This is a genomic window from Stenotrophomonas sp. GL_111, assembly GCF_057835245.1.
Window position 1 is genome coordinate 1,637,914 of record NZ_CM174421.1, and the last position, 26,419, is coordinate 1,664,332.

General features: G+C 67.2%; 30 protein-coding genes. 20 read left to right on the forward strand and 10 right to left on the reverse strand.

Features of this window, described 5'->3' with window-relative positions; genetic code table 11:
- The first annotated feature begins 21 nt into the window (after window positions 1–21).
- Both AC3IPM_RS07450 and AC3IPM_RS07455 read left to right on the forward strand, forming a co-directional pair.
- Entirely contained in the window at window positions 22–1,644 is a 1,623-nt protein-coding gene (locus AC3IPM_RS07450; protein ID WP_489303318.1) for an FMN-binding glutamate synthase family protein, read from the forward strand.
- Window positions 1,644–2,144 carry a GNAT family N-acetyltransferase gene (locus AC3IPM_RS07455; RefSeq protein WP_489303319.1) on the forward strand — a complete coding sequence of 167 codons (501 nt, stop codon included), beginning with the start codon at window positions 1,644–1,646 and terminating at the stop codon, window positions 2,142–2,144. The genes AC3IPM_RS07450 and AC3IPM_RS07455 overlap by 1 nt, the downstream gene beginning before the upstream one ends.
- Window positions 2,145–2,185: 41 nt before the next feature.
- On the opposite strand, the gene AC3IPM_RS07460 is transcribed toward AC3IPM_RS07455, so the two are convergent.
- Window positions 2,186–3,433 carry a TIGR03862 family flavoprotein gene (locus AC3IPM_RS07460; RefSeq protein ID WP_489303320.1) on the reverse strand — a complete coding sequence of 416 codons (1,248 nt, stop codon included), beginning with the start codon at window positions 3,431–3,433 and terminating at the stop codon, window positions 2,186–2,188.
- Window positions 3,434–3,442: 9 nt separating this feature from the next.
- Window positions 3,443–3,883, reverse strand: a complete 441-nt coding sequence (locus AC3IPM_RS07465) for an FKBP-type peptidyl-prolyl cis-trans isomerase (RefSeq protein WP_489303321.1) — start codon at window positions 3,881–3,883, stop codon at window positions 3,443–3,445.
- Between the two features lie 63 nt (window positions 3,884–3,946).
- On the opposite strand from AC3IPM_RS07465, the gene AC3IPM_RS07470 reads away from it, so the two are divergent.
- The 4 genes from AC3IPM_RS07470 to AC3IPM_RS07485 all read left to right on the forward strand — a co-directional run bounded on the left by AC3IPM_RS07470 (window position 3,947) and on the right by AC3IPM_RS07485 (window position 6,812).
- Window positions 3,947–4,312 carry a DUF6164 family protein gene (locus AC3IPM_RS07470; protein ID WP_489303322.1) on the forward strand — a complete coding sequence of 122 codons (366 nt, stop codon included), beginning with the start codon at window positions 3,947–3,949 and terminating at the stop codon, window positions 4,310–4,312.
- 54 nt (window positions 4,313–4,366) lie between these two features.
- Window positions 4,367–5,110 carry a sulfurtransferase gene (locus tag AC3IPM_RS07475; protein ID WP_489303323.1) on the forward strand — a complete coding sequence of 248 codons (744 nt, stop codon included), beginning with the start codon at window positions 4,367–4,369 and terminating at the stop codon, window positions 5,108–5,110.
- 89 nt (window positions 5,111–5,199) lie between these two features.
- The gene (locus AC3IPM_RS07480) at window positions 5,200–6,186 is read left to right on the forward strand and encodes an LLM class flavin-dependent oxidoreductase (RefSeq protein ID WP_489303324.1); all 987 of its coding nucleotides are present in this window, start codon (window positions 5,200–5,202) and stop codon (window positions 6,184–6,186) included.
- A gap of 116 nt (window positions 6,187–6,302) precedes the next feature.
- On the forward strand, window positions 6,303–6,812 hold the full coding sequence (locus AC3IPM_RS07485; protein ID WP_489303325.1) for a pyridoxamine 5'-phosphate oxidase family protein: 510 nt from the start codon (window positions 6,303–6,305) through the stop codon (window positions 6,810–6,812).
- 38 nt (window positions 6,813–6,850) lie between these two features.
- Here the strand turns inward: AC3IPM_RS07485 and AC3IPM_RS07490 are convergent, their stop codons facing one another.
- Together AC3IPM_RS07490 and AC3IPM_RS07495 are read right to left on the reverse strand one after the other, a co-directional pair.
- On the reverse strand, window positions 6,851–7,507 hold the full coding sequence (locus AC3IPM_RS07490) for an exopolysaccharide biosynthesis protein (protein ID WP_489303326.1): 657 nt from the start codon (window positions 7,505–7,507) through the stop codon (window positions 6,851–6,853).
- The gene (locus AC3IPM_RS07495; RefSeq protein ID WP_489303327.1) at window positions 7,491–8,801 is read right to left on the reverse strand and encodes a hemolysin family protein; all 1,311 of its coding nucleotides are present in this window, start codon (window positions 8,799–8,801) and stop codon (window positions 7,491–7,493) included. Before AC3IPM_RS07495 ends, AC3IPM_RS07490 begins: the two co-directional genes overlap by 17 nt.
- A 281-nt stretch (window positions 8,802–9,082) precedes the next feature.
- Here AC3IPM_RS07495 and AC3IPM_RS07500 point away from each other — a divergent pair, with 281 nt between their 5' ends.
- Together AC3IPM_RS07500 and AC3IPM_RS07505 are read left to right on the forward strand one after the other, a co-directional pair.
- On the forward strand, window positions 9,083–9,709 hold the full coding sequence (locus AC3IPM_RS07500) for a DUF47 domain-containing protein (RefSeq protein WP_489303328.1): 627 nt from the start codon (window positions 9,083–9,085) through the stop codon (window positions 9,707–9,709).
- Between the two features lie 13 nt (window positions 9,710–9,722).
- Window positions 9,723–10,844: an inorganic phosphate transporter gene (locus AC3IPM_RS07505; protein WP_489303329.1), complete on the forward strand. Its 1,122-nt coding sequence runs from the start codon at window positions 9,723–9,725 to the stop codon at window positions 10,842–10,844.
- Between the two features lie 119 nt (window positions 10,845–10,963).
- Here AC3IPM_RS07505 and AC3IPM_RS07510 read toward each other — a convergent pair whose 3' ends face one another.
- The 3 genes from AC3IPM_RS07510 to parE form a co-directional block, all read right to left on the reverse strand.
- The gene (locus tag AC3IPM_RS07510; protein WP_489303330.1) at window positions 10,964–11,515 is read right to left on the reverse strand and encodes a GNAT family N-acetyltransferase; all 552 of its coding nucleotides are present in this window, start codon (window positions 11,513–11,515) and stop codon (window positions 10,964–10,966) included.
- Window positions 11,516–11,525: 10 nt separating this feature from the next.
- Window positions 11,526–11,969, reverse strand: coding sequence for a GNAT family N-acetyltransferase (locus AC3IPM_RS07515; protein ID WP_489303331.1), 444 nt, complete (start codon window positions 11,967–11,969; stop codon window positions 11,526–11,528).
- 277 nt (window positions 11,970–12,246) lie between these two features.
- Entirely contained in the window at window positions 12,247–14,136 is a 1,890-nt protein-coding gene (gene parE / locus AC3IPM_RS07520) for a DNA topoisomerase IV subunit B (RefSeq protein WP_489303332.1), read from the reverse strand.
- Between the two features lie 162 nt (window positions 14,137–14,298).
- Between parE and AC3IPM_RS07525 the strand changes: the two genes are divergently transcribed.
- The 8 genes from AC3IPM_RS07525 (at window position 14,299) to truD (ending at window position 21,008) form a co-directional block, all read left to right on the forward strand.
- The gene (locus AC3IPM_RS07525; RefSeq protein WP_489303333.1) at window positions 14,299–14,541 is read left to right on the forward strand and encodes a hypothetical protein; all 243 of its coding nucleotides are present in this window, start codon (window positions 14,299–14,301) and stop codon (window positions 14,539–14,541) included.
- Between the two features lie 418 nt (window positions 14,542–14,959).
- Window positions 14,960–16,624 carry a CTP synthase gene (gene pyrG / locus AC3IPM_RS07530; RefSeq protein ID WP_489303334.1) on the forward strand — a complete coding sequence of 555 codons (1,665 nt, stop codon included), beginning with the start codon at window positions 14,960–14,962 and terminating at the stop codon, window positions 16,622–16,624.
- Between the two features lie 101 nt (window positions 16,625–16,725).
- Entirely contained in the window at window positions 16,726–17,031 is a 306-nt protein-coding gene (locus tag AC3IPM_RS07535; protein WP_489304040.1) for a hypothetical protein, read from the forward strand.
- 69 nt (window positions 17,032–17,100) lie between these two features.
- Entirely contained in the window at window positions 17,101–18,387 is a 1,287-nt protein-coding gene (gene eno / locus AC3IPM_RS07540; protein WP_489303335.1) for a phosphopyruvate hydratase, read from the forward strand.
- A gap of 3 nt (window positions 18,388–18,390) precedes the next feature.
- Window positions 18,391–18,738 (forward strand): cell division protein FtsB, encoded by a 348-nt coding sequence (ftsB, locus tag AC3IPM_RS07545; RefSeq protein ID WP_489303336.1) that lies wholly within the window; start codon window positions 18,391–18,393, stop codon window positions 18,736–18,738.
- Complete coding sequence (ispD, locus tag AC3IPM_RS07550) at window positions 18,735–19,433, forward strand: 2-C-methyl-D-erythritol 4-phosphate cytidylyltransferase (RefSeq protein WP_489304042.1); 699 nt, start codon at window positions 18,735–18,737, stop codon at window positions 19,431–19,433. The genes ftsB and ispD overlap by 4 nt, the downstream gene beginning before the upstream one ends.
- A gap of 34 nt (window positions 19,434–19,467) precedes the next feature.
- On the forward strand, window positions 19,468–19,965 hold the full coding sequence (gene ispF, locus AC3IPM_RS07555) for a 2-C-methyl-D-erythritol 2,4-cyclodiphosphate synthase (RefSeq protein WP_489303337.1): 498 nt from the start codon (window positions 19,468–19,470) through the stop codon (window positions 19,963–19,965).
- Window positions 19,962–21,008, forward strand: coding sequence for a tRNA pseudouridine(13) synthase TruD (gene truD / locus AC3IPM_RS07560; RefSeq protein ID WP_489303338.1), 1,047 nt, complete (start codon window positions 19,962–19,964; stop codon window positions 21,006–21,008). Before ispF ends, truD begins: the two co-directional genes overlap by 4 nt.
- 164 nt (window positions 21,009–21,172) lie before the next feature.
- On the opposite strand, the gene AC3IPM_RS07565 is transcribed toward truD, so the two are convergent.
- From AC3IPM_RS07565 to AC3IPM_RS07575, 3 genes are all read right to left on the reverse strand, one after another.
- Window positions 21,173–21,712, reverse strand: a complete 540-nt coding sequence (locus tag AC3IPM_RS07565; protein ID WP_489303339.1) for a Smr/MutS family protein — start codon at window positions 21,710–21,712, stop codon at window positions 21,173–21,175.
- Window positions 21,713–21,781: 69 nt separating this feature from the next.
- A complete protein-coding gene (locus tag AC3IPM_RS07570; protein WP_489303340.1) occupies window positions 21,782–22,060 on the reverse strand; it encodes a hypothetical protein in 279 nt (92 codons plus the stop codon).
- 385 nt (window positions 22,061–22,445) lie between these two features.
- On the reverse strand, window positions 22,446–22,721 hold the full coding sequence (locus AC3IPM_RS07575; RefSeq protein WP_489303341.1) for a hypothetical protein: 276 nt from the start codon (window positions 22,719–22,721) through the stop codon (window positions 22,446–22,448).
- 175 nt (window positions 22,722–22,896) lie between these two features.
- On the opposite strand from AC3IPM_RS07575, the gene AC3IPM_RS07580 reads away from it, so the two are divergent.
- Genes AC3IPM_RS07580 through AC3IPM_RS07595 form a run of 4 tightly spaced genes read left to right on the forward strand, consistent with a single transcriptional unit; the run spans window position 22,897 to window position 26,085 of the window.
- A complete protein-coding gene (locus tag AC3IPM_RS07580) occupies window positions 22,897–23,082 on the forward strand; it encodes a hypothetical protein (protein ID WP_489303342.1) in 186 nt (61 codons plus the stop codon).
- A complete protein-coding gene (locus tag AC3IPM_RS07585) occupies window positions 23,079–25,388 on the forward strand; it encodes a VapE domain-containing protein (RefSeq protein ID WP_489303343.1) in 2,310 nt (769 codons plus the stop codon). Before AC3IPM_RS07580 ends, AC3IPM_RS07585 begins: the two co-directional genes overlap by 4 nt.
- Window positions 25,385–25,723: a DUF7696 family protein gene (locus AC3IPM_RS07590; RefSeq protein ID WP_489303344.1), complete on the forward strand. Its 339-nt coding sequence runs from the start codon at window positions 25,385–25,387 to the stop codon at window positions 25,721–25,723. Before AC3IPM_RS07585 ends, AC3IPM_RS07590 begins: the two co-directional genes overlap by 4 nt.
- Window positions 25,720–26,085, forward strand: coding sequence for a hypothetical protein (locus AC3IPM_RS07595; RefSeq protein ID WP_489303345.1), 366 nt, complete (start codon window positions 25,720–25,722; stop codon window positions 26,083–26,085). Before AC3IPM_RS07590 ends, AC3IPM_RS07595 begins: the two co-directional genes overlap by 4 nt.
- Window positions 26,086–26,419: the final 334 nt, after the last annotated feature.

The window sequence follows — 26,419 nt, forward strand, 5'->3', positions numbered from 1 at the left end:
GTTTGTTGATCAAGGAAAGCCATGCATCGTTATCTGGTCTACGTGCTCGCCATCCTGCTGTTTCCGGTCTGCCTGTGGCTGGCCGGGATCTGGCCTGCCTGGTATTGGGGCGTGGGGGTCAGCGCTGCGCTGGCGATCCTGGGCACCTGGGACCTGTTGCAGAAGCGCAGCACGCTGCGCCGCAACTACCCGGTGATGGCACATTTCCGCTATGGGCTGGAATCGATCGGCCCGGAAATCCGCCAGTACTTCGTGCAGAGCGATCTGGAGGACGTGCCGTTCTCGCGCCAGCAGCGCGCGCTGATCTACCAGCGTTCGAAGAACCAGATGGACGTGGTGCCGTTCGGTACCCTGCGCAGCACCTATGCGGTGGACTATGAGTGGATCAACCACTCGCTGGCGCCGACCAGCATCGGCCACCATGATTTCCGCGTGTTGATCGGGCCGAACTGCGCCAAGCCGTACTCGGCCAGCGTGTTCAATATCTCAGCGATGAGTTTCGGCTCGCTCTCGGCCAATGCCATCCGCGCACTCAACGAAGGCGCGCGGCGCGGCAGCTTCTACCACGACACCGGCGAAGGCTCGATCTCGCCGTATCACCGTGAGATGGGCGGCGACCTGGTCTGGGAAATCGGCTCGGGCTATTTCGGCTGCCGTGACGACAACGGTGGTTTCAGCGAAGAACGCTTTGTCGCCAACGCCAATACCGATCAGGTCAAGATGATCGAGATCAAGTTGTCGCAAGGCGCCAAGCCCGGCCACGGTGGTGTGCTGCCGGCGGCCAAGGTCAGCGCGGAGATCTCGATCACCCGCGGCGTGCCGATGGGGGTGGACTGCGTATCGCCATCCAGGCATTCCGCGTTCAATACGCCGGTGGAGCTGCTGCAGTTCGTGGCACGGTTGCGTGAGTTGTCCGGAGGCAAGCCGGTGGGCTTCAAGCTGGCGATCGGGCATCCGTGGGAATGGTTCGGCATCGCCAAGGCGATGCAGGAAACCGGGTTGTTGCCGGACTTCATCGTGGTCGACGGCGCCGAAGGCGGGACCGGCGCGGCACCGGCCGAGTTCATCGACCACGTGGGTGTGCCGATGCACGAAGCGCTGCTGCTGGTGCACAACACCCTGGTCGGGCTGGACCTGCGCGACCGCATCCGTGTCGGCGCGGCCGGCAAGGTCACCAGTGCGTTCGAGATCGCACGTACCATCGCGCTCGGCGCGGACTGGTGCAACGCCGGGCGCGGTTTCATGTTCGCGCTGGGCTGCATCCAGTCGCTGAGCTGTCACAGCGACAAATGCCCCACCGGGATCGCCACCCAGGACCCCAGCCGTTGGCGGCACCTGGATGCGACCGACAAGGCCACCCGCGTGCACAATTATCACGAGCGCACCCTGCGCGCGTTGGCCGACCTGCTGTGCGCGGCCGGCTTGAACGACCCCGCGGAGCTGGGCCCGGAGCACATCCTGCGCCGGGTTTCGCCGGTGGAGATCCGCTCGCTTGCCTCGCTGTACCGCTACCTCAGCCCGGGCGAACTGCTGCGCCAGGTGCCCGACCATGCGGTGTTCCATGATTACTGGAGTGACGCGCGCAGCGATTCGTTCCAGCCACCGGCGCGGATCCAGGCGCTGCGCAACAGCAAGTCGCGCTGATGGCGGGGAACGCGCACGCCCCGGTACTACGCCGCGGGCGTGCCGACGAGGCCGAGCGACTGTGGGTGCTGCGCACCCGCTGTGTGCGTGAGCTGTGCAGCACGGCGTACCCACCCGAGGTGATCGCGCCGTGGGCCGCCTCGCCGCCGCCGGCATCGTACGCTGACCTGATCGCGCAGGGCGGTTGCGTGGTGGCCGAGGACCGGGCGGCGCAGCTGCTCGGTTACGGCATCTTCGATGGCACAGGCAATGAGATCGACGCGCTGTTCGTCGACCCCGACTGTGGCGGGCGTGGCATCGGCCAGGCCTTGATGCAGGCCCTGCAGGCACTGGCCGATCCGGCGAGGCCGCTGGTGCTGTCGGCCTCGCTCAACGCGGTGCCGTTCTACCAGCGCTGCGGTTTCGAGGTGCTGCGCGAAGAGCAGTACCCGCATCCCAGCGGCGTCGCGCTCGCCTCGGTACGCATGCAACGCGCCCGATCAACGCCCATGCCCCGGTAGTGCGTGGAGCCGGCCAGCGGCCGGCACTACCGATATCCAGATCAACGGGCCTGCAGGTACTCGATCACGCCGCGCCCGGCGCGCAGCCCGCTGGCAAAGCATGCCGTGAGCAGGTAGCCGCCGGTGGGCGCTTCCCAGTCCAGCATCTCGCCGGCGCAGAAGGTGCCCGGCAGGTCGGTCAGCATCAACTGCTCGTCCATGGCCTCCAGGCGCACGCCGCCAGCGGTGCTGATCACTTCGGCGATCGGTCGCGGTCGCAGCGGCGACAACGGCAGCTGCTTCAGTGCTACGGCAATACGTTCCGGCGGCAGTTGCCCGGCGTCCTTGCCCAGCACTTCAAACAGCAGCGCGGATTTGACGCCGCCCAGCCCCAGCTGACGACGCAGGTGCTCGCCGAAGCTGCGACCCTGGCGCGGGCGCTGCAGCTTGTCCAGCAGCTGGGCTTCGGTCTGGCCCGGCAGCAGGTCCAGATGCAGCACGACCTCGCCATCGCGGGCGAGGGTATCGCGCAGGTCGGCGGCCATGGCATAGATCAGGCTGCCTTCGATGCCATTGGTGGTGATCACGCACTCGCCCTGCTGGATGCGCGGGGTGCCATCCAGCGCGGTCCAGTGCGCCACCACCGGCTTCAGCGGCGCGCCGGCCTGGCGGTCGCGGAAATAGGCGGTCCACTCCATATCGAAACCGCAGTTGGCTGACTGCAGCGGGGCGATGTCGATGCCGCGCGCGGCCAACGGTGCTTCCCAGGCGGCATCGGAACCCAGCTGCGGCCAACTGCCGCCGCCCATTGCCAGCACCACGGCATCGGCCTGCACGGCGACCTCGCCCTCCGGGGTCTGGAAGCGCAGCGTGCCGTCGTCGTTCCAGCCGGTCCAGCGGTGCTGCACATGCAGGCGCACGCCCTGTTCCTTCAGGCGCCGCACCCAGCCGCGCAGCAGCGGGGCGGCCTTGCGGTCGATCGGGAACACCCGGCCGGAACTGCCGACGTAGGTATCCACGCCGAAATCGCGCGCCCAGGCGCGCAGCGCCTCGGCATCGAAATCGGCCAGCCACCGGCCCACCTGCGCGGCACGCTCGCGGTAGCGCGAGACGAACACGGCCGGCGGGTCGGAGTGGGTCAGGTTCAGGCCGCCCTTGCCGGCGATCAGGAACTTGCGTCCGGGCGAGCCCTTGGCCTCGTACAGGTCGACCTGGTGACCCGCGGCGCGCACGGTTTCGGCGGCCATCAGCCCGGCCGGGCCGCCACCGATGATCGCCACGCGGCGCGCGGGGGAATGCTCAATGCTCATGCAGGGCGATCAGCGCGGCTTGACGTCGAGCAGTTCGACATCGAACACCAGCGAGGCGCCCGGGCGGATCGGGCCGGCACCGCGATCGCCGTAGCCGTAGGCGGCCGGGATCATCAAGGTACGCTTGCCGCCGACCTTCATGCCGGCGAAGCCTTCGTCCCAGCCCTTGATCACCTGGCCCTGGCCGAGGCCGAAGCTGAAGGGCTCGCCACGGTCCACCGAGCTGTCGAACTTTTCGCCGTGCTTGTCGGCCTTGTTCTCGTCGTAGATCCAGCCGGTGTAATGCACGGTGATCTGGCTGCCCGGGGTGGCCTCGGCACCGGTGCCGGGCTGGGTGTCGATCTTCTCGAACGTGGCGATGCTGCCACCCGGCGGCGGGCCGGGCGGGGTGCAGCCGGCCAGCAGCGACAACAGCAGGGGAGCAAGCAGGAACTTCGGCAGACGACGCATGGCGGCACCGGGTTGAAAACGGGGACGCAAGGGTAGCGCATCGCCGGGCGCTATCATGGGCGCATGTCGAAACTGCTGCTCAACCTGCGCCATGTCGCGGACGATGAAATCCAGGACGTGATCGCCCTGCTGGACAAGGCGGGCATCGCCCATTACCGCACCGAGGCCAGCCCCTGGGGGATCTCCTGGGGCGGCATCTGGATCCGTGACAATCCCGACCTCCCACGCGCCAAGGCGCTGATGGCCGAGTACCAGCAGGCCCGCGGCGAGCGGGTCCGGGCCGAACGCCAGGCCGCGCTGCGCGACGGCACCGCCGAAACTTTCGGCAGCCTGCTGCAGCGCCGGCCGCTGTTCGTGGTGGCAATGCTGCTGGGCATGGCCGCCGCCGCGGCGCTGGTGCTGCTGCCGTTCGTGCTGCTGCGCGGCTGAACCGCGCACCGGCCGGGGCCGGGCAGGGCGGCTGCCGGGATTTATAATGGGCCGATGATCGCCAATACCGCCGCCTACCATTTCGTCCCCGTTGCCGACCCCGATGCGCTGTGCGCGTGCCTGCTGGAGCGGGCGACCGCAGCCGGGCTGCGCGGCACCATCCTGGTCGCCGGCGAGGGCATCAACCTGTTCCTGGCCGGCGGCGAAAGCGGCATCGACGGCTTCTACGCCGCGTTGCAGGCCGATCCGCGCTTCGCCGACCTGCGCGTGAAGACCAGCTACAGCCAGATGCAGCCGTTCGCCCGGCTCAAGGCCAAGGTCAAGCCGGAGATCATCAGTTTCCGCATCGACGATGGCCAGCCGCTGGCCTATCCGCGTGCGCCGGCGATCGACCCGGCCAGCGTGCAGCGCTGGTTGCGCCAGGGCCACGACGATGCCGGCAAGCCGGTGGTGATGCTCGACACCCGCAACACCCAGGAGATCGAGTACGGCACCTTCCAGGACGCGCTGGTGCTGCCGATCACCAAGTTCACCGACCTGCCCGAGGCGCTGGCGCCGCACCGCGAGGCGCTCAAGGACGCCACCGTGGTCAGTTTCTGCACCGGCGGCATCCGCTGCGAGAAGGCCGCGCTGTGGATGCGCAACGAGGGCATGGACAACGTGCTGCAGCTGGACGGCGGCATCCTGGGCTACTTCGAGGCCGTGGGCGGCGAAGGCTACGAGGGCCGCTGCTTCGTGTTTGACGAGCGCGTGGCGCTGGACGCCGAGCTGAAGCCGCTGGTCGACAATGACGCGTAAACCGCAGGAATCAGCATCCCGCCATCGGCACTGGCGGGGGCGGTATCCAGCCCCATCTCAGCGGGATGACTTCTGGATGGAATGCGCTCATGCAACTGTCGATTCTTGATCTGGCCCCGGTCTGCGAAGGCAGCGATACCACCCAGGCCTTCGCCAACATGCTGGACCTGGCCCAGCACGCCGAGGGCTGGGGCTACCACCGTTACTGGCTGGCCGAGCACCACAACATGCCGGGCATCGCCAGCGCCGCCACCGCGGTGCTGATCGGCCATGTGGCCGGGGGTACCCGGCGGATCCGCGTCGGCGCGGGCGGCATCATGCTGCCCAACCACTCCCCGCTGCAGGTGGCCGAGCAGTTCGGCACGCTGGCCTCGCTGTATCCGGACCGCATCGACCTGGGCCTGGGCCGCGCCCCCGGCACCGACCAGCCGACGGCCCGTGCCCTGCGCCGCTACTTCGACAGCGCCGACCAGTTCCCGCAGGACGTGCGCGAACTGCTGCACTACTTCGAACCGGCCCAGCCCGGCCAGGCGGTGCGCGCGGTACCGGGCGCCGGTATCCCGGTGCCGGTGTGGCTGCTCGGCTCCAGCCTGTTCAGCGCGCGCCTGGCCGCCGCGATGGGCCTGCCGTTCGCGTTCGCCTCGCACTTCGCCCCCGACGCGATGGATGAAGCGTTGGCGGTGTATCGCCGCGAGTTCCGCCGGTCGGCGTATCTGGAAGCGCCGTACGCGGTGTTGGGCCTGAACGTGGTGGCCGCCGAATCCGAGACTGAAGCCAAGCGTCTGTTCACTACCCAGCAACAAGCCTTCGTCAACCTGCGCCGTGGCCAGCCCGGGCTGGTACCGCCGCCGATCGACGACATCGAAGCCTTCTGGCAGCCGCACGAAAAGCTCGGCGTGCAGAACGCGCTGGCGTGTGCGGTGGTGGGCGACATCCGCCAGGTGGGCGAGGGCATGGCGGCGTTTGCCGCGCGCCACAAGCCCGATGAGATCCTGCTGACCGCCAACATCTTCGACCATGCCGCGCGCAAGCGTTCGTTCGGTTTGGCGATGCAGGCGTGGCAAGCGAACGCGTAAGCGCTGCGTCAGTCACGCAGGGCGTGGCGCTGGCGAAGGTGGCGTGACCTTGCGGTTCACGCCACCGTAGCCGCCGATCGGGTGTGATGGGGGCTCCCGTTTGCAGGAGTCACCCCATGGCCGAGCACGATCGCCAGCAGCACATCCAACAACTGGCCGGGCTGATCGAGGGCATCGAGATTGCGATGTTCACCACGGTTGGCCTGGATGGGCGCTTGTACAGCCGTCCGCTCGGTACCCAGGAGGTCGCGTTCGATGGCGACCTGTGGTTCGCCACCGCGGCCGACAGCCCGAAGGTGGCCGAGATCGCGGCCAATCCGCGCGTCAACGTCGCCTATGCCTCGCCCTCGGGCAACACCTATGTGTCCGTCGCCGGTACCGCGCGCATCGTGGATGATCGCGCCAAGGTCGAGGCACTGTGGTCGCCGGCGATGAAGCGGTTCTTCCCCGGTGGCAAGGACGATCCCAACCTGCGCCTGATCCACGTCCGCACCGAATCGGCCGAGTACTGGGACGGCCCGGGCGGCTTGCTGGGCAGCGCGCTGCATTTTGTGTTGTCGGCGATGAGCGATGATCCGGCCGCGTTGTCCGATACCGGTACGGTGGATCTCAAGCCGGGTGCATGACAGGCCCGGGGCGGCGCGCTGGGCTAGAACGCGCTGGGCTAGAACCAGCGCTGCAGCTGCTCCATCGTGTAACTCACCAGCTGCCCGGAGCTGAAACCGAAGAACAACACCGCCGCGATGGCACCGATCCAGTTGAACAGCATCAGCATGCCATCGCGTTCCAGCAACGCCAGTGCGAACAGCAGCAGCTGGAAGCCGAACAGGTAGTTGGTGAACGGAATCGGCAGTGACAACAACACCGCGACCAGGATCAGCAGCAGGCCGGTGAACGCATGCGCCGGCAGCGGTACCAGTAGGCCCGGCAGGCGCGGTTTGAGCAGGCGGTCGAGGCGGCGCAACGCGCCGTCGATGCGGGCCAGGAAGCGGTGCATGGTGCCGCGCTTCGGCCCGCGGTTGGCAATGAATCCCGGCAACCACGGGCGGCGCATGCCGCACAGCATCTGCGCACCGATCAGCAGGATCAGCGGGCCGCTGACCGCGCCGCCGACACCGGGCACCGGAATGAACGCCGGCAGGATCGCCACGAACAGGAACACCCCGAACGCGCTCTGCTGCAGGTTCTGCAGGATCTGGCCCAGGCGCAGACGTTCTTCCGGGTCGCCGTGGTCGAACATCGCCAGCAGCGTGCGGATGCCTTCGTTGCGGTACTCCGGCCGGCCTTGATCCGGTGTGGGCGGATCAGCCGGTGAGTTCATCGGTCGCTTCTTCGTCCAGCGTGCGCAGCAGCAGCTTGTCCACGCGGGCGCCGTCGAGATCGACGATCTCGATGCGCCAGCCGGCCCAGTCGAAGTACTCACCGGCATGCGGGATGCGGCCGAAGAAGTGAATGCACATGCCGGCCAGCGTGTAGTAGTCGCCATCGTCGGCATCGGGCAGGTCCACATTGCCCATCAGCTCGCGCAGGTCCTCGATCGACAGCGAACCGTCGACCAGGTAGGAACCGTCTTCGCGGGTGACCACCAGCGCATCCTCGTCCACGTTCTCCACCGACTGCAGGCGGCCGACGACGGCGCCCATCAGGTCGCTGATCGTGACCAGGCCCTGGATCTCGCCGTACTCGTCCACCACCAGCGCCATCGACTGCTGTTCTTCGCGGAAGATCTCCAGCAGCTTCATCGCATGCGTGGATTCGGACACATACAGCGGTTCGCGCAGGTTCTGGAACAGCGAGTGGTCATCGCGCACCAGGCGGGTGACCAGGCTTTTCACTTCGAGCACGCCAACGATGTCCTGGTCGCCGGTGCGGTACACCGGGTAGCGCGAGAATTCGTTCTCGCGCATGGTCGTGAGGTTTTTTTCCGGGTCAGCCAGGGTATCGAGCCAGGCAATCCGGTTGCGCGGGGTCATCAGGCTGTCCGCGGTGCGGTCGCCCAGGCGCATCACGCGGTTCATCATGTCGCGCTCGTGCGCGTCGATCACCCCGGCCTCGTGGCTCTCGGCGACCAGCATGCGGATCTCTTCTTCGGTCACCGACGCCGCCTCGTCCTTGCCCAGGCCCAACACCCGCAGCACCAGCCGGGTGCTGTGCGAAAGCAGCCACACGGCCGGGAAGGCGATCCGGGACAGCCAGCCCATCGGCCAGGCGACCAGGCCGGCGATATCCTCCGAACGGGTGATCGCCAGCCGCTTGGGAACCAGTTCGCCGAAGATCAGCGTCAGGAAGGTGATCAGGGCTACCGCCAGCGCCTTGCCCACTTCACCCGAATAGGCGAAGGCCGGGAACATGCCGTGCAGCCACGTGGCGATCGCCAGGCCGATCGCCTCGCCACCGAACACACCGGTCAGGATGCCGATCAGGGTGATCCCGATCTGGACGGTGGACAGGAAGCTTTCCGGCTTTTCAGACAGTTCCAGCGCCCGCTCGGCACGCTTGCTGGTGCCGGCCATCTGCTTGAGGCGGCTCTTGCGCGAGGTCATGACCGACATTTCGGACATGGCGAAGAAGCCGTTGAGCAGGATCAGGGCCAGGACAATGATGAGTTCAAACACGGGCGTCGTCCCCGGTTGGTGGCAGGGAGGGCGTGTTCAAGCGATGTCGGCTACCGGAGGGCGCGTAAGCGCGGCGGTGCGGCGGGGGGTAAGGGTCGTCGTCCATAGGGTGCACCCGAAGGTGCGCGCGTATCTTAACAAAACGCCGGGGGAGGGGTGCAAGCAGGGTCGTTCAGACGGGCCCCGTGCCGCGTGAAGACGAGGGGAGTACCCGGATTGGACATCAAACCGTCATAATTCCGTCCGGTGCCGTCCTTCCTCGACGGCGAATAGGTTTCTCAATGTTCTCTCTGCAGACCATTTTCGGCTCCGGCAAACAGTTCTACACCCTGCTGGACGAGGCTGCCACGGCCGCCCAGGACAGCGCCAAGGCGCTGCACGCCATGCTGCGTGATGCCGACCGCCAGCCCGCGTTGGACGCCTTCAAGCTGGCCCGCCTGCGCGAACGCGCCGCCTCGGACAAGATCAGCCAGGCGCTGGTGGACAGCTTCATGACCCCGATCGAGCGCGAAGACATCGAAGCGCTGGGTTCGGCCCTGTACAAGATCCCCAAGCAGGTCGAGAAGTTCGCCGACCGCTATTCGCTGGCGACCACCCACCTGGAGCACATCGACTTCGCGCCGCGCGCGGCGATGCTCGAACAGGCCGCCAGCGTGGTGGTGGAAATGGTGGCCGACCTGCGCCACATGAACCTGGACCGCATGACCGCGCTCAACGAGCGGCTGCGTTCGCTGGAGAACGAGGCCGACCGGCTGATGCTCGAGCTGTACCGCGACATCTATTCCGGGCGCCTGGACAACCTGCAGATGTTCCTGCTCAAGGAGTTCTTCGAGATCCTGGAAAAGGCCATCGACCGGTGCCGCGAGGCCGGTGTGGTGGCGTACCAGATCGTGCTGAAGAACAGCTGACGGACGCCACAGCATGCTGACCCTTGTCCTGGTGGTGATCCTGGCCGCGCTCGTCTTCGAGTTCATCAACGGCTTCCACGACACCGCCAACTCCATCGCCACCGTGGTGGCGACCAAAGTGCTCTCGCCCGGCTGGGCGGTGATGCTCGCCGCCTTCATGAACCTCATCGGTGCCCTGACCGGCACCGCGGTCGCGCTGACCATCGCCTCGGGCCTGCTCAACACCAACGTGGTCGATGTGACCCCGCAGGTGATCCTGTGCGCGCTGCTGGGCGGCATCATCTGGAACCTGATCACGTGGTGGAAGGGCTTGCCGTCCTCGTCCTCGCACGCGCTGATCGGTGGCCTGTGTGGCGCCGGCCTGGCCGCCGCCCACAACAACTGGGATGCCCTGATCTGGTCCGAGCGTATCGGCACCTGGGCCCAGAACAAGGGCCTGCTGTGGAAGGTGTTCCTGCCGATGATCACCTCGCCGATCGCCGGCTTCCTGCTCGGCATCGTGGTGATGCTGCTGCTGTGGGCGATCATCGCCGGCATGGCCAAGGCCGGTGGCTGGCTTGGCCGGATGGCCCGTCCGCGCATCGTCAATGCGTTCTTCGGCAAGGCTCAGATCGTCTCGGCGGCCTACATGGGCTTCGCCCACGGCCACAATGACGCGCAGAAGACCATGGGCATCATCGCCATGACCCTGATCGGTGCCGAGGCAACCGGCGCATTGAACGACCTGCCGTCCTGGCTGGCCTTCATGCACCCGGACGCACATGCCGGTGACGGCATCGCGATGTGGATCGTGCTGACCTGTGCGGTGGTGATGGCGGCCGGTACCGCGTCGGGTGGCTGGAAGATCATCAAGACCCTGGGTCACAAGATGGTCAAGCTGCACCCGATCCACGGCTTCGCCGCGGAGACCAGCTCGGCCACCATCCTGACCCTGGCGGCCCACTTCGGCATGCCGGTCTCGACCACGCACAGCATCTCCACCGCGATCATGGGCGTGGGCTACGCCAAGAACCCGCGTTCGCTGCGCCTGGGCGTGATCGAGCGCATCGTCTGGGCCTGGATCCTGACCATCCCTGCGGCCGGTGGCTGTGCCTACCTGATGCTGCGTCTGTTCGAGATGTTCGGCTGGACGTAAGCGTCCGCTGAGCACGGTAGCGCCGAGCCATGCTCGGCGGCACGAAGAAGCCCGCCAATCGGCGGGCTTTTTCGTGGGCATCAGTACAACGTCAGCCGAGCATGGCTCGGCGCTACCAGTCAGCGGCCGCGGTCCCGCGCCAGCAACCCATACAGCACCGAATCGGACAGCTCGCCGCCCACGCACCAGCGCTCGCGCAGCAGCCCTTCGCGCTGGAAGCCGATCCGCTCCAGCACCTTGGCCGAGGGCTGGTTGCGCGGGTCGATCTCTGCTTCCAGCCGGCGCAGCCCGCGCTCGTCGAACAGGTGGCCGACGAAGCAATCCAGCGCCTCGCGCATATAGCCCTTGCCCTGTGCGTGCGGGGACAGGTTGTAACCGATCTCCGCGCGCCCGGAGGCCTCATCGATGGCGAATACCACGCAGATGCCCAGCAGCGGGCCCTCGGCATGTTCGCGGATGGCCAGCTTGAGCTGGATGCCATCGCCCATCGCGGCGACGTCCTCGACGACCTGCACGTAGGCCTGCTTGAGGTCGGTCCAGGCCGGGTGGTTCCAGTAACGCATCACCTGCGGGTCGGACTGGATCGCGAACAGCGCGGCGGCGTCGCCGACGCGGATCGGCGTCAGCACCAGGCGCGCGCTGCGCAGCTGCAGGGTGTCGGGGAAGTGCATGCGGGTTCCTTCAGGTGGCGGGCAGCGCCATGTGCAGCAGTGGATACGGTTGGCCCTGGCCATCCAGCGCCGAGCGCCCGGTGACCACAAAGCCCTGGTGCAGATAGAAGCCCACGGCCTGCGGGTTCTGTTCGTTGACGTCCAGCGCGGTGGCGCCAAGCTGATCGACGGCATGGCGCAGCAGGTGCCTGCCGATGCCGGTACCGCGCTGCGAGGGTGCAATGAACAGCATCTCGATCCTGCCGTCGGCCACGCCGAGGAATCCGGCGATGTCGCCCTCGACCTCACGCTGCACGTACAGGTCCACCGCTTGCAGGTACACCGTGCGGATCAGCGGGCGCAATGTGGCGATGGCTGCTTCCGGCAGGAAGGTGTGGGTGGCCCGCACCGACGCTTCCCACACCTCGGTGATGCGGTCGTAGTCGGCGGGCAGGGCGGGGTGGGGGCGGTCCATATCGGCGTGCACGATGGGGGAGTTGGATTATTGCCCGTATCGAAAACAAAAAAGTTCTGCTCCGCTCTGCTGGAGAAGTCCATGGCGCATTTTTTGCCGTGTAAGGCCCCGCGGTTCAGCTGGCTGGGGCCCGCGCACCAAAAGCACGGGCGCCTAGTTGCAAGCGCTCGCCTCAGACCCAGAACGAATCCACCGCTGTTGATCGCCTCTCCAAGGAGAGAAGAGCCACAAAAAAGCCCGCCGGGTGGCGGGCTTTTCGTGCTGGTGCAGGTGGACTTCAGACTTCCAGCGAGGCCAGGTCGCCCTTGTTCTCCAGCCACTGCTTGCGATCGCTCGCGCGCTTCTTGGCCAGCAGCATGTCCATCAGCGAATGGGTCTGCTCGCCATCGTCGATGGTCAGCTGTACCAGGCGGCGCGTGTCCGGGTGGATGGTGGACTCGCGCAGCTGCGGCGGGTTCATCTCGCCCAGGCCCTTGAACCGGGTGACGCTGATGGCACCCTTGATCTTCTCGCGCTCGATCTTGTCCAGCATGGTGCGCTTTTCTTCTTCGTCCAGCGCGTAGAACACCTGCTTGCCCACGTCGATACGGAACAGCGGCGGCATCGCCACGAACACGTGGCCGGCATCCACCAGCGCCGGGAAGTGCTTGAGGAACAACGCGGTGAGCAGGGTGGCGATGTGCAGGCCGTCCGAGTCGGCGTCGGCCAGGATCACCACCTTGCCGTAGCGCAGCCCGCTGATGTCGTCCTTGCCCGGATCGCAGCCGATCGCGATGGCCAGGTTGTGCACTTCCTCCGAGGCCAGCACGCTGCCCGAGGAGACTTCCCAGGTGTTCAGGATCTTGCCGCGCAGCGGCATGATCGCCTGGAAATCCTTGTCGCGGGCCTGCTTGGCGCTGCCGCCGGCCGAGTCGCCTTCGACCAGGAACAGCTCGGTGCGCGACAGGTCCTGGCTGATGCAGTCGGCCAGCTTGCCGGGCAGGGCCGGGCCCTGGGTGACCTTCTTGCGCACCACCAGCTTTTCGGTCTTGAGCCGCGCACTGGCGCGTTCGATGGCCAGCTGGGCGATCTGCTCGCCAAGGGCGACGTTCTGGTTCAACAGCAGGCTGAAGGCGTCGTGCGCGGCGCCTTCAACGAAGCCGGCGGCCTGGCGCGAGGACAGGCGTTCCTTGGTCTGGCCGCTGAACTGCGGGTCGGTCATTTTCAGCGACAGCACGAACGAGACCCGGTCCCAGACATCTTCCGGGGCCAGCTTGACGCCACGCGGCAGCAGGTTGCGGAAGTCGCAGAACTCGCGCAGCGCCTCGGTCAGGCCGGTGCGCAGGCCGTTGGCGTGGGTGCCGTGCTGGGCGGTCGGAATCAGGTTGACGTAGCTTTCCTGGACCAGCTCGCCCTCGGGAATCCAGGCCAGGGCCCAGTCCACGATCTCGTTTTCCTTCTTCAGGTGGCCCACGAACAGGTCCGCCGGCAGCATCTCGCGTTCGCCCAGCTCGGCCTTGAGGTAATCGCTCAGGCCGTCTTCGTAGTACCAGGTGTCCTGCTCGTCGGTGGCCTCGTCGCGCAGCTTGACGGTCAGCCCCGGGCACAGCACGGCCTTGGCACGCAGCAGGTGGCGCAGCGCGCGCAGGTTGTACTTGGGCGTATCGAAGTACTTCGGGTCGGCCCAGAAGCGCACGCGGGTACCGGTGTTCTTCTTGCCGACACTGCCGACCACTTCCAGCGGGGTGGCGCGGTCGCCATTGCGGAAGGTGATGCGGTGCTCGCTGCCTTCGCGCTTGATGTGCACCTCGACCAGCGTCGAGAGCGCATTGACCACGCTCACGCCCACGCCATGCAGGCCGCCGGAGAAGGTGTAGTTCTTGTTGTTGAACTTGCCGCCCGCATGCAGCCGGGTGAGGATCAGTTCGACGCCGGGGATCTTCTCCTCGGGGTGGATGTCCACGGGCATGCCGCGACCGTCATCACTGACTTCGCAGCTGCCATCCTTGTACAGGGTGACTTCGACCGTGCGGGCGTGCCCGGCCAGGGCTTCGTCGACGGCGTTGTCGATCACTTCCTGCGCCAGGTGGTTCGGGCGCGAGGTGTCGGTATACATGCCGGGGCGGCGCTTGACCGGGTCAAGGCCGGACAGGACTTCAATATCGGCGGCGTTATAACGGGCGTTCATCTGTCTTCAAAAAGCGCATAGCGACGGCGAAGTTTGCGGGCTGGCCGGTTTTTTTGCACGCCGCACGTTCAGGAGCCGGCCGACCGGGGTTGGATACACTGTGTCTGGTGGAAACCGTACCCCGGTGACCCCAACCCAAGCCAACACCGCGAGGAGTGCCCCATGAAGAAGTTGCTGACCATCGTTGCCATTGCCGCCGCCGTCGTGGCCGTGCCGCTGGCACTGGCGCAGAACGCCGGACAGGGCCAGCCCGCGCCGCAGCAGGGCGAACAGGCCGACAAGGCGCAGTCCGAGGCCGATGCCAAGGCCAAGCGCCGCGCCCAGGCCACCGCCGAAATGAAGGCCAAGGGCGAGCAGGCCCCGCAGAAGGAAGAAGAGGAAGAGGAAGCGCGCAAGAAGCGCTGATTCCGGCGCATCCGCGCTGCCGCCCGCCCGGGCGGGTTCCCTGGCGTGTGAAAAGAGCCCCGGCCCTTGTCCGGGGCTCTCTTTTTGTGTGAAGGCCGCACGCCGCCCTTGGGCTGAGGGCCTTCAATCTGTAAACTATGGCTTTCCGGGAGCAGTACGTGTCATCCATCAGCGAATGGACTGGTTCGGTCGTGCGCGATCGCCAGCAGGGTAGGCAGGAGGTGACGGTCCCAACGGTGGCCGGCACGGCTGACCCGACGTCGCAGACTGGCCCGACCCGCGCTGTTCCCCCGATCCCGCCCCCGGCGCGTGCGTACCCCGCAGCCACCGGCCGGATCTCCCCGAATACCCCCTTCACGTCGACCGTCCCCACCGGGGCCGGCGCCGTTTTCCCCTTCCTGACAGGACACCCCCAGCCATGACTCCCTTGATCTTCGTAACCGGCGGCGTAGTGTCCTCGCTCGGCAAAGGCATTGCCGCCGCGTCACTTGCGTCCATCCTCGAAGCCCGTGGCCTGAAGGTCACGATGATGAAGCTCGACCCGTACATCAACGTCGACCCGGGCACCATGAGCCCGTTCCAGCACGGCGAGGTGTACGTCACCGACGACGGCGCCGAGACCGACCTGGACCTGGGCCACTACGAGCGCTTCGTGCGCACGCGCCTGAGCCGCAAGAACTCGGTCACCACCGGCCGCATCTACGAGAACGTGATCCGCAAGGAGCGCCGCGGCGACTATCTGGGTGCCACCGTGCAGGTGATCCCGCACATCACCGATGAAATCCGCCGCTGTATGGACGAAGCCACCGAAGGCTTCGACGTGGCACTGGTGGAAATCGGCGGCACCGTGGGCGATATCGAATCGCTGCCGTTCCTGGAGGCGATCCGCCAGGTGCGCACCGAGCGCGGCCCCGAGATGGCGCTGTTCATGCACCTGACCCTGGTGCCGTACATCGCCGCCGCCGGCGAGTTGAAGACCAAGCCGACCCAGCACTCGGTCAAGGAGCTGCGCTCGATCGGCATCCAGCCGGACGTGCTGCTGTGCCGTTCCGAGCAGGTCGTGCCGGATTCGGAACGCCGCAAGATCGCCCAGTTCACCAACGTTTCCGAGCGCGCGGTGATCAGCGTGCCGGATGTGGACGTGCTCTACCGCATCCCGATGGGTCTGCACGTGCAGGGCCTGGACGAGATCGTGGTCAACCAGCTCAAGCTGGCCGACAAGGCCGGTCCGGTCGATCTGTCCGAGTGGGAAGCGGCGGTGGATGCCACCCTGCACCCGTTGGACGAGGTCACCATCGCGGTGGTCGGCAAGTACGTCGACCACCAGGACGCCTACAAGTCGGTGGGCGAGGCGCTCAAGCACGGCGGCCTGCGCCAGCGCACCAAGGTCAACCTGAAGTGGCTGGAAGCGCAGGAGCTGGAAGGTACCGACATGGCGGCGCTGAAGGACGTCGACGGCATCCTGGTGCCGGGCGGCTTCGGTGACCGTGGCTTCGAAGGCAAGGTGCTCACCTCGCAGTTCGCCCGCGAGCAGAACGTGCCGTACTTCGGCATCTGCTACGGCATGCAGGCCGCGGTGGTCGACTTCGCCCGCCATGTGGCCGGGCTGGAAGGCGCCAACAGCACCGAGAACGACCGCCAGTCGCCGAACCCGGTGATCGGCCTGATCACCGAGTGGCGCACCGCCAGCGGCGACACGGAAAAGCGCGACGAGCGCTCCGACCTGGGCGGCACCATGCGCCTGGGCCTGCAGGAGCAGCGCCTGAAGCCGGCCACGCTGGCCCGCGAGCTGTACGGCAAGGACGTGGTGTCCGAGCGTCACCGCCATCGCTACGAGTTCAACAACCGCTACCGCACCCAGCTCGAAGATGCCGGCCTGGTGATTGCCGGCAAGTCGATGGACGACACCCTGGTGGAAGTGGTGGAACTGCCGCGCGACCAGCATCCGTGGTTCCTGGCCTGCCAGGCGCACCCGGAGTTCCTGTCCACCCCGCGCGAAGGCCACCCGCTGTTCATCGGCTTCATCCGTGCCGCGCGCGAGCGCAAGGCCGGCGGCGCGCTGCTGCAGGAAGCGCGGGCCTGACCGCGCCCCGCGCCGGCCACCCGCGCCGGCAGTGGCGGGCCTGGCCGTGGGGCTGGGCCGCGCTGGGCTTCTCGATCGCCGCCTGGGGCTGCCTGTTCGTGATGCTGGTGCTGGTGGCGGCCAGCGTCGGCATGCCCGGCGATGGCAACCATGCCCTGCGCGCGGTGCAGCCCTTCATCTACCTCACTCTGGCGCTGTCGGCGGGGGTGGTACTGGGCTGCGTGGTTTCGGCGGTGCTGGCGCTGCGCCTGCGCCGACAGCCGGCCGGGGGCGGCGTCGCGTTGGCGCTGCTGGCCCTGCTGCTGGCGGTGCTGGTGGCGCCCTGGCTGCTGTCGCGCACGCTTTCGTATACGGTTTCCGCTGCGCCCCCGGCCGCGATTTGGCAAGCGGCGGGCGGGCGGGGATAATCACGCGGCATGCTTTTCCGGCGCTGGTTTTTCCGGCGTCTTCCCTTTCTGACTGGTAACCGGCCCGCTATGACCACGATCCGCAGCATCCACGCCCGTGAAATCCTCGACAGCCGTGGCAACCCCACGCTGGAAGCTGAAGTCATCCTCGAGGACGGTTCGTTCGGCCGCGCCGCGGTGCCGTCGGGTGCCTCCACCGGCACCAAGGAAGCGGTGGAACTGCGTGATGGCGACAAGACCCGCTACCTGGGCAAGGGCGTGCGCAACGCCGTGGCCAACGTCAACACCACCATAGCCAATGCGCTCAAGGGCTTCGATGCCGCCGACCAGGAAGGCCTGGACCGTCGCCTGATCGACCTCGATGGCACCGAGAACAAGGGCCGCCTGGGCGCCAACGCGCTGCTGGGGGTTTCCCTGGCCAATGCCCATGCCATGGCCGCCTCGAAGAAGCAGGCGCTGTGGCAGTACCTGGCCCAGGGCCGCGATGTGACCCTGCCGGTGCCGATGATGAACATCATCAACGGTGGCGCACATGCCGACAACAACGTCGACTTCCAGGAATTCATGGTGCTGCCGGTCGGCTTCACCTCGTTCTCCGAATCGCTGCGCGCCGGCACTGAAATCTTCCATTCGCTCAAGTCCGTGCTCAAGGGCCATGGCCTGAGCACCGCGGTGGGCGATGAAGGCGGCTTCGCGCCGGACTTCCGCAGCAACGTTGAAGCGCTGGACACGATCCTCGAGGCGATCGGCAAGGCCGGCTACACCGCCGGTGAAGACGTGCTGCTCGGCCTGGACGTGGCCTCCAGCGAGTTCTACGAGAATGGCAAGTACAACTTGGTGGGCGAGAACAAGCGCCTGACCTCCGAGCAGTTCGTCGACTTCCTGTCCGACTGGGCCGCGCAGTACCCGATCATCAGCATCGAAGACGGCCTGGCCGAGAACGACTGGGCCGGCTGGAAGCTGCTCACCGACCGCATCGGCAGCAAGGTGCAGCTGGTGGGTGACGACCTGTTCGTGACCAACCCGAAGATCTTCAAGGAAGGCATCGAGTCCGGCACCGCCAACGCGATCCTGATCAAGGTCAACCAGATCGGCACCCTGACCGAGACCCTGGAAGCGATCGCCATGGCGCACAGCGCCAACTACGCCGCCGTGGTCTCGCACCGTTCGGGCGAAACCGAAGACACCACCATTGCCGACATCGCCGTGGCCACCACCGCCACCCAGATCAAGACCGGCTCGCTGTGCCGCAGCGACCGCGTGGCCAAGTACAACCAGCTGCTGCGCATCGAAGAATCGCTCGGTGCCGGTGCGCGTTATGCCGGCCGCGACGCGTTCGTGTCGCTGAAGCGCTGATCCATGCGCAACTGGCGCTGGGTACTGTTGTTGCTGGCGCTGCTGCTGGCATGGCTGCAGTACCGTTTCTGGTTCGGCCCGGGCAATTCGGGTGAAGTGATGATGCTCGAGGCCCAGGTCGAGAACCAGAGACGTGACAACGCCGGTCTGCAGCAGCGCAACGATGCGCTGGCTGCCGAAGTGAAGGACCTCAAGGAAGGCCAGGCGGCCATCGAAGAGCGCGCGCGCAGCGAGCTGGGCATGATCAAGCCCGGCGAGAAGTTCTACCGCGTGGTCGAGGATGCCCCGGTGTCGCCGCCGCGCGCCCCGGTGGTGGCCGACCCCAACGCACCGCACCAGGACGTGCCCTGATGGGCAGCGTCTGGGCCGTGGTGCCGGCCGCCGGCCGTGGAGCCCGCTTCGGCGGCGCCACCCCCAAGCAGTACCTGGTTGCCGGCGACCGGGTCTTGCTGGCACATACGCTGGAAGCGCTGCTGTCGCACCCGGTCGTGGCCGGGGTGATGGTGGTGATTGCCGAGCAGGACGCCGACTGGCCGGGCTGGCAGTCGTTGGCCGACAAACCGATTCTCACCTGCACCGGCGGCGCTACCCGTGCCGCCTCGGTGCTGGCCGGGCTGCAGGCGCTGCCGGACAGCGTGCGTGCCGATGATTTCGTGCTGGTGCACGATGCCGCACGGCCGAATCTGGCCGCGGCCGATCTGGGCCGGCTGCTGGAAGTGGGGCGCAACGATCCGGTCGGTGCGATCCTCGCCGCGCCCGTGCGCGACACCCTCAAGCGTGCCGGTGATGACGGTGGCATCGATGCCACCGAGCCGCGTGCGCGCCTGTGGCGTGCGCTGACCCCGCAGCTGTTCCGCCGCCACCAGTTGGCGCGGGCATTGCAGGAAGCCGCCGATGCCGGCGTGGAGGTCACCGACGAGGCCATGGCCATGGAGCGCCAGGGGCTGCGTCCGTTGCTGGTGGAAGGCAACGAGGACAACTTCAAGGTCACCACCCCGGCCGATCTGTCCCGATTCGAATTCGAGCTGTCGCGACGCGCTCCCTGAGCGTGCGCGGCACTCCCCACTGCAGGTTTTCGTCATGACTACGCCGCATTTTCCTCCCGTCCGGATCGGACAGGGCTACGACGTCCACGCCTTCGGCACGGGCGACCACATCATGCTTGGCGGTATCCGCGTGGCGCACAGCTGCGGCGTGCTCGCACACAGCGACGGCGATGTGATCCTGCACGCGCTGTGCGATGCGATGCTGGGCGCGCTGGCGCTGGGCGACATCGGCCAGCACTTCCCGCCGTCGGACATGCGCTGGAAGGATGCCGACAGCAGCCAGTTCCTGGTCCATTGCAACCAGCTGCTGCGTGAGCGCGGCTGGCAGGTGGGCAACAGCGACATCACGGTGATCTGCGAGCGGCCCAAGGTGGGCCCGCATGCGTTGGCCATGCGCGAGCGCATCGCCGGGCTGCTGGGCGTGGCGCTGGATACGGTGAGTGTCAAAGCCACCACCTCGGAGACGCTGGGCTTCACCGGGCGCGGTGAAGGCATCGCCGCCCAGGCCGTCGTGCTGTTGGTGGCGCTGTGATCGCGCTGCCGCTGGCGTTTGGCGCGCCGTTGCTCACCGCAAAGATCCGCACCACGCCCGACGATTTCCAGGTGGACGAACTGCCGGCCTTCGAGCCGAGCGGGGAGGGCGAGCACCTGCTGCTCACCCTCCGCAAGCGCGGCGCCAATACCGCGCACGTGGCCAAGGTGCTTGCCCGTTGGGCCGGGCTGCCGGACATGGCGGTCAGCTACGCCGGCATGAAAGACCGCCATGCGGTCACCACCCAGCGTTTCAGCGTGCACCTGCCCAAGCGGGTCGCGCCGGACCCGGCGCTGCTGGCCTCCGATGAGATCGAGGTGGTCGAATCCACCTGGCACAACCGCAAGCTGCAGCGCGGCGCGCTGGCGGGCAACCGCTTCAAGCTGGTGTTGCGTGACGTGCAGGGCGATGCGGCGGCGATTGATGAGCGGTTGTCGTTGATCGCCGCGCGCGGCCTGCCGAACTGGTTTGGCGAGCAACGCTTCGGCCGCGACGGCGGCAACGTGCCGGCCGCGCTGGCGATGTTCGGTGGGCGTCGGATGCGCCCGGACCAGCGCTCGCTGCTGCTGTCGGCGGCGCGTTCGGCGCTGTTCAACCAGGTGCTCGCCGAGCGCGTGGCGCAGGGCAACTGGGACGCGCCGCTGGACGGCGAGGTGTGGATGCTGGACGGCAGTCGCAGCGTGTTCGGCCCCGAGCCGTTCACCGACCTGCTGGCCGACCGCCTGGCGCGGTTCGACATCCATCCCAGCGGCCCGTTGTGGGGCGAGGGCGAGCTGCGCAGCAATGCGGCGGCTGCGGCGCTGGAGCTGGCTGCGATCAGCGACGAGCAGTCGCTGGCCTTGCGTGCCGGGTTGGAAGGGGCGCGCCTGAAGCAGGAGCGCCGCGCGCTGCGCCTGCGCCCGGCGATGCTGCAGCACCAGTGGCTGGCGGCGGACGTGCTGGAGCTCTCCTTCGCACTGCCACCGGGCTGCTACGCCACCGCCGTATTGCACGAACTGGGCCCCGTCCAGGACGCCAGCCAGAGCAGCCCCACCGACGCCTGACGGACGCGCCACGCCTGGCGTGGCGTACCACCGGGCCGGACCGCTGAACGAAGGGCAGCCACGCGTGGCGTGGCGCTACCAGAGGCAATGGGTAGTGCCACGCCATGCGTGGCAACGGCAGCGCTCATGACCCCGAACGAAGGGCAGCCACGCCCGGCGTGGCGCTACCGGTGGGCGAGCAGCACCAGCACCGCGCCGGTGCCGCCTTGCCCCGCGGGGGCGGAATGGAACGCCAGCACATCGTTGCGCAGGCGCAACAGGCGATCGACCAGGTTCTTCAACACCGGCGCGCCGCCATCGGACTGCAGGCCCTTGCCGTGGATGATGCGCACGCAGCCGTAGTCGTGGGCATGCGCATCGAGCAGGAACTGCCGCATCAGGGTTTCGGCCTGTGCGGCGGTGGCGCCATGCAGGTCCAGTTCGTCCTGCACGGAATACTGGCCGCGCTTGAGCCGTTGGAACATGCGCGCCGGCAGGTTTTCGCGGCGGTAGCTGGCGGTGTCGCCGGCTTCCAGGGCACCCGTGCCCTGCAGCAGCCGTGCGAATTCACCTTTGGCCTCGTGCTCGTCCTGCTCGGCCATCCGCGCACGCGGCTTTGGCCGCGGCGTGGCCGGCGGTGGGGCGACCGGCTTGCGCAGCGGCGTCACCTCGCCGATGGCGGCGCGGAACAGGGCGGCGGGGTCTTCGTCTTCTGGGGCTGACATGCGCACAGCGTAATGCCCCCCTGCCGCGCTGCCTACCGTTTCCGGGAGGCAGCGCGGCGGCGGCCCGGTTCAGAAGTCCCGCGGTTGGGCCATGGCGCGGTCCAGGAACATCAGCCCCTGCTGCAGCGAACGTCGTGCGTCGTCGAGCCAGCGGAACGGGTCGGCGTCGGACAGGCGCTGCATTTCATCAATGTCGCGGCAGCCCTGTGCATGGGCGTGCTGCTCCTCGATGTGGGTCTGCGCGTATTGCATGAGTTCACTCAATTGGTTGGCCAACTCGCGCGTACGGTCCCGGATCTGGTCGGTGCCCGGATCATCGATAGAGCGGACGCGTTGGCTGGACTGCATGCTTCATACCCCTGTTTTAGCGGTTTAACTTTGATCTGGAATCAAATCGCTGCGCACATCGCGGGCCGCAGAACAGCCGGCCCGGCGTGTCGAACGATTCAAGGCACTCATCATTCAGGCAGTAGCCCGTGGCTTGGGGGCGCACGGTTCCCTGTGCGGTTTCAGCGTGTGCTTTCAACGAATGCGCGAGGTTCAATGCATCGAATGCTTGTGCCTGGTCGATAACGTCAGCCATCGGAAGGGTGTCGCTCGCTTCTCTGCCCGGTTGCCCGGACACGTTGGGGGTGGGAAGGAGGTGGAACCATTGGACCGCACTGACGTCGCACAGCTTGCGACTGCCCGAGGGAATCCAGAATGTTCCGCCCGATCAAATACTTGGCCCCGCTCAACCGGGGAGCAATGCGGCGCTGGCGGTATAGGCGCAGACGGTGCTGCGCACCTGCTCGCGCAGCTGCGAAATCAGCTCCGCCGCGATGCCATCGGCGATGGTGGCAAGCTGCGCCGGCGACGTTTCAATGGCGCCACCGGACAGCCGGCGGATGCTGCTGGCGCGGCCCTGCGCCTGGTGCTGGGCCACCCGGCCGATCACCGCCAGGGCGTCGTCGAGGTCGGGGCTGATGGCGGTGAGAATAGGGTGGGGAGCGGGGCTGTTGGTAGTCATGTCAGGATGTTCTTCCATTGTTGTCCTGGATATCCTGATTCGGTAAGATGTCCCCGTCAACCCCATTATCCCCGCGTTGCGATACCCCGTTTTCATCAACCGGGGGAGGCCGCGTGCCGGTGGGCTGGCCTGTCGCCGCGCCGGTCGCGTGGCCATTGCCAAGGAGACCCCCCGCATGGACAGAACCCTGGAGCTGGATCGGCTGATGCGCGAGCACGCACTGACGGCGCGGCAGGTCGGTCGGCTGGTCAATCGCCAGCCGCATACCGTGCGCAACTGGCGCAGCAGCCGCGACCGGACCATTCCCGCGCATACCCTGGAACTGCTGCGGCTCAAGCTGGATGCGAGGGTGTCGGGATGATCGCGGTCGGCGACCACGCGCTGGTCGCAGCATTCGTGGCCGCGATGCACGAGGCGGGTATCGTGCCGCGGTTGGCGGCCGGAGAACTGCAGCCGGATGGCCGCCTGCGCCGTTTCCATGTGCAGGGTGATCGGGCCGGCACGCGCAACGGCTGGTGCGTGCTGTTCGGCGACGGCGTGCCGGCCGGTGAATTCGGCCATTGGCGGACCGGCCAGAGCCATCGCTGGTGCGCACGGCCCAGCGTGATGCTCAGCGCGCAGGAGCGCGCGCAGCTGGAGGCGCGCATGGCCAGTGCGCGTGCCGAGCGTGAGCGCGAGCGCAACGCCCGCGAGATGCGTGCCGCCACACTGGCGCGCAACCTGTGGGCGCGTGCCGAGCCGGTGGCCGGGCAAGCCCACGCCTACCTGCAGCGCAAGGGCGTACAGGCGCATGGGCTGCGCCGGGTGGCTTGGCCGTTACGTGGGGGACCCGGCCAGCCAGGGCGGCAGATTGCCGACACGCTGGTGGTGCCGCTGATGGATGGCGAAGGCCGGATCGTATCGTTGCAGGGCATCTTTCCGGGCATCGACAGCGAACTCGGCCGCGACAAGAGTTTCCTGTCGGGCGGGCAGAAGAAGAATGCGTTCTATGTCATCGGCGAACCCATGTCGGGCCGGCCGGTGGTGTTCTGCGAAGGCTACGCCACCGGTGCCAGCGTGCATGAAGCCAGCGGCTGGTGCGTAGTGGTGTGCTGGGATGCATACAACCTGCCGGGAGTGGCCGGAGTGTGGCGGGCGGCGCTGCCGCAGGCGGAGTTCGTGATCGCCGCCGACTGCGATCGCTTCGGTGCCGACCCCGATCGCAATGTCGGCATCGATCAGGCCCGGCGTGCGGCCGAGGCCAGTGGTGCGCGCGTGGTCTGGCCGCAGTTCACCAGCGCGCTGGGCGAACCGACCGACTTCAATGATCTTGCCCAGCGCGAAGGCCTGGAAGCGGTACGCCTGCAGTTGCAGGCCGAGCCGCGCCGGGCTGCCGGGACGGCGCCGGAAGCGGTCGCCGAGGCCCCGGCCAGCTACACGGTACCGGGCAGACTGTGCCGCTTCGACACGGTGTCGGCGTTCCCGGACAGCGACAGCCGCGGCCGGCCTCTGCCGACCGCGCGCAACCTGGCCGAGCTGTGCCGGCGCACCGGCATCCAGGCGCGCTACAACACCATCCGCAAGGAACTGGAGATCCTGGTGCCGGACCTGCACGCCACCATCGACAACGGCCGCGAGGTGGCGATGAGCGAACTGCTGGACTGCATGCATCGGGTGCGGATGCCGATCAGCGGTTTCGAGAGCAGCCTGTGTGCGGTGGCCGAGGCCAACCGCTTCAACCCGATCGCCGACTGGATCGAGCAGCGGCCCTGGGACGGCGTGTCACGGCTGCAGGCGTTCTACGACACCGTGACGGCAGCGACCGACACCCGTCTGGCCGACGGGCGCTCGCTGAAGGAAGTGCTGATGCGCAAGTGGATGCTGTCGGCGGTGGCGGCCGCCTACGAACGGGATGGCGTAGTGGCGCGCGGCGTACTTACGTTCGTGTCACGGCAGAACCTGGGCAAGACCCGCTGGGCCAAGCAGCTGGCACCGCGGGCACTGGGCGTGATCGCCGATGGCGAAGTCCTCAATCCGGCCGACCGCGACAGCGTCAAACGCGTGGTATCCAAGTGGATCGTGGAGCTGGGCGAAGTGGATGCAACCTTCCGCAAGGCGGACATCGCGGCGCTCAAGGCCTTCATTTCCCGCGACAGCGACGAGCTGCGCCGGCCCTATGCGCGTACCGAATCGCGCTACGCGCGGCGCACCGTCTTCTTCGCATCGGTCAATGACCCGCAGTTCCTGCACGATCCCACCGGCAATACGCGCTGGTGGACGATCCAGGCCTCGGCACTGGGGGAACCGGCCTCGCTGGACATGCAACAGGTGTGGGCGGAACTGAAGCAGCGCTACGACGCCGGCGACAGCTGGCACCTGGATACGGATGAATTGGATGCGCTGAACGGCCACAACCGCGACCACGAGACGATCTCGCCGGTGCAGGAAATGATCGATCGCGAGTTCGACTGGAGCGCGCCGCCGACGATCTGGATCAACCCGATGCGCGCCACCGAAATCGCGCTGGCGGCCGGGATCGACCGACCGCTGCGCACCCACGTCAACGAAGCTGCGGCCTACGTGGTGCGGCGCTACGGGGTGTGCACGCGCAAGATCGGCAAGGACCGCAGCAAGGCCTGGATGATGCCGCCGCGCCTGCGCAGTGCAGACCTGCAGGTGCCGCTGTGAGCCACACCCGCACGGCGCTGGAAGGCTGGCGTGCCGAATGCGAGGCGCGCCACGTGCTGCTGCGGATTCCCGGTCGGGCGGCACGGCATCGCTACCTGGCCCGGGTCGCGCGGGTGCGCGGCGAACCGGCACGGATGCGCCTGCACGCCGATGTGATCGCGTTGTGGCACCAGCTGCGGCGGCGGCAGGGTGGGGGCGAGATGTTGGCGGATCCTGACGTAAAACCGGCGGATCCATTAATAAAAGTGAAGAGTCCTGCGTGCGAGCAAGCAGGACAATGCGGTACAGTAAACATATCCCCGTTGTCCGTTGGGGACATCTTGGAGAAGTCATGAACGTCCAGAAATTTGAAGCGTTCCGCCAGCAGGCCATCGAACTGTTCGACAGCCAGCCGTCGCGGGACAAGCACAAGCTGAGCCTGGATGCCATTTTCACGGCGCTGGTGCTGGCCGACGGCAAGTCTGCGAGTGGCCGTGCGCAGAACCGGCGCACCCGCGAGGAAGCTGCGCCAGCGTGGTTCGAGGACACCTTGAAGAAGCTGCGTGGCAGTGGCGAGGCCATGACGGTCGGCCGCTTCCTGATGCTGGCGGGGAAGTTCCCTGCAACCCGTCCCGACGCACTCAATGCCTCGCGCTGGCTGCGCGAGGCCGGGTATACCCCGCGCAAAACCGGCGGCAACCTGTTGTTCGATCTCTAGCCGCCACGCCGCCGGTGCGCGGCCACGTCCATTGCAGAACAGAGCCCGGCCTTGCGCCGGGTTTTTTGTTTGCGGCGTACGTTCACGGGAACCCATTCATACCCACCCCGTACCCCTGACATACCCGGCCTGCTGCACCGTGCTGATGGGGTTTTCTCCTCCAGGGGTATCAGGAGTACTGGAATAGCGGCGAAACCACTGGCAGCAGGATGACGGGGCACAGCGGTGTCGAACCTGTGACCTCCCCGTACCCTGATACCCGGGGATGGCAGCAATTCATGCAGCGACGCGGGGTATCCCCGAACGGGAAGAATTGTGCTTTTCCAGGATTGCA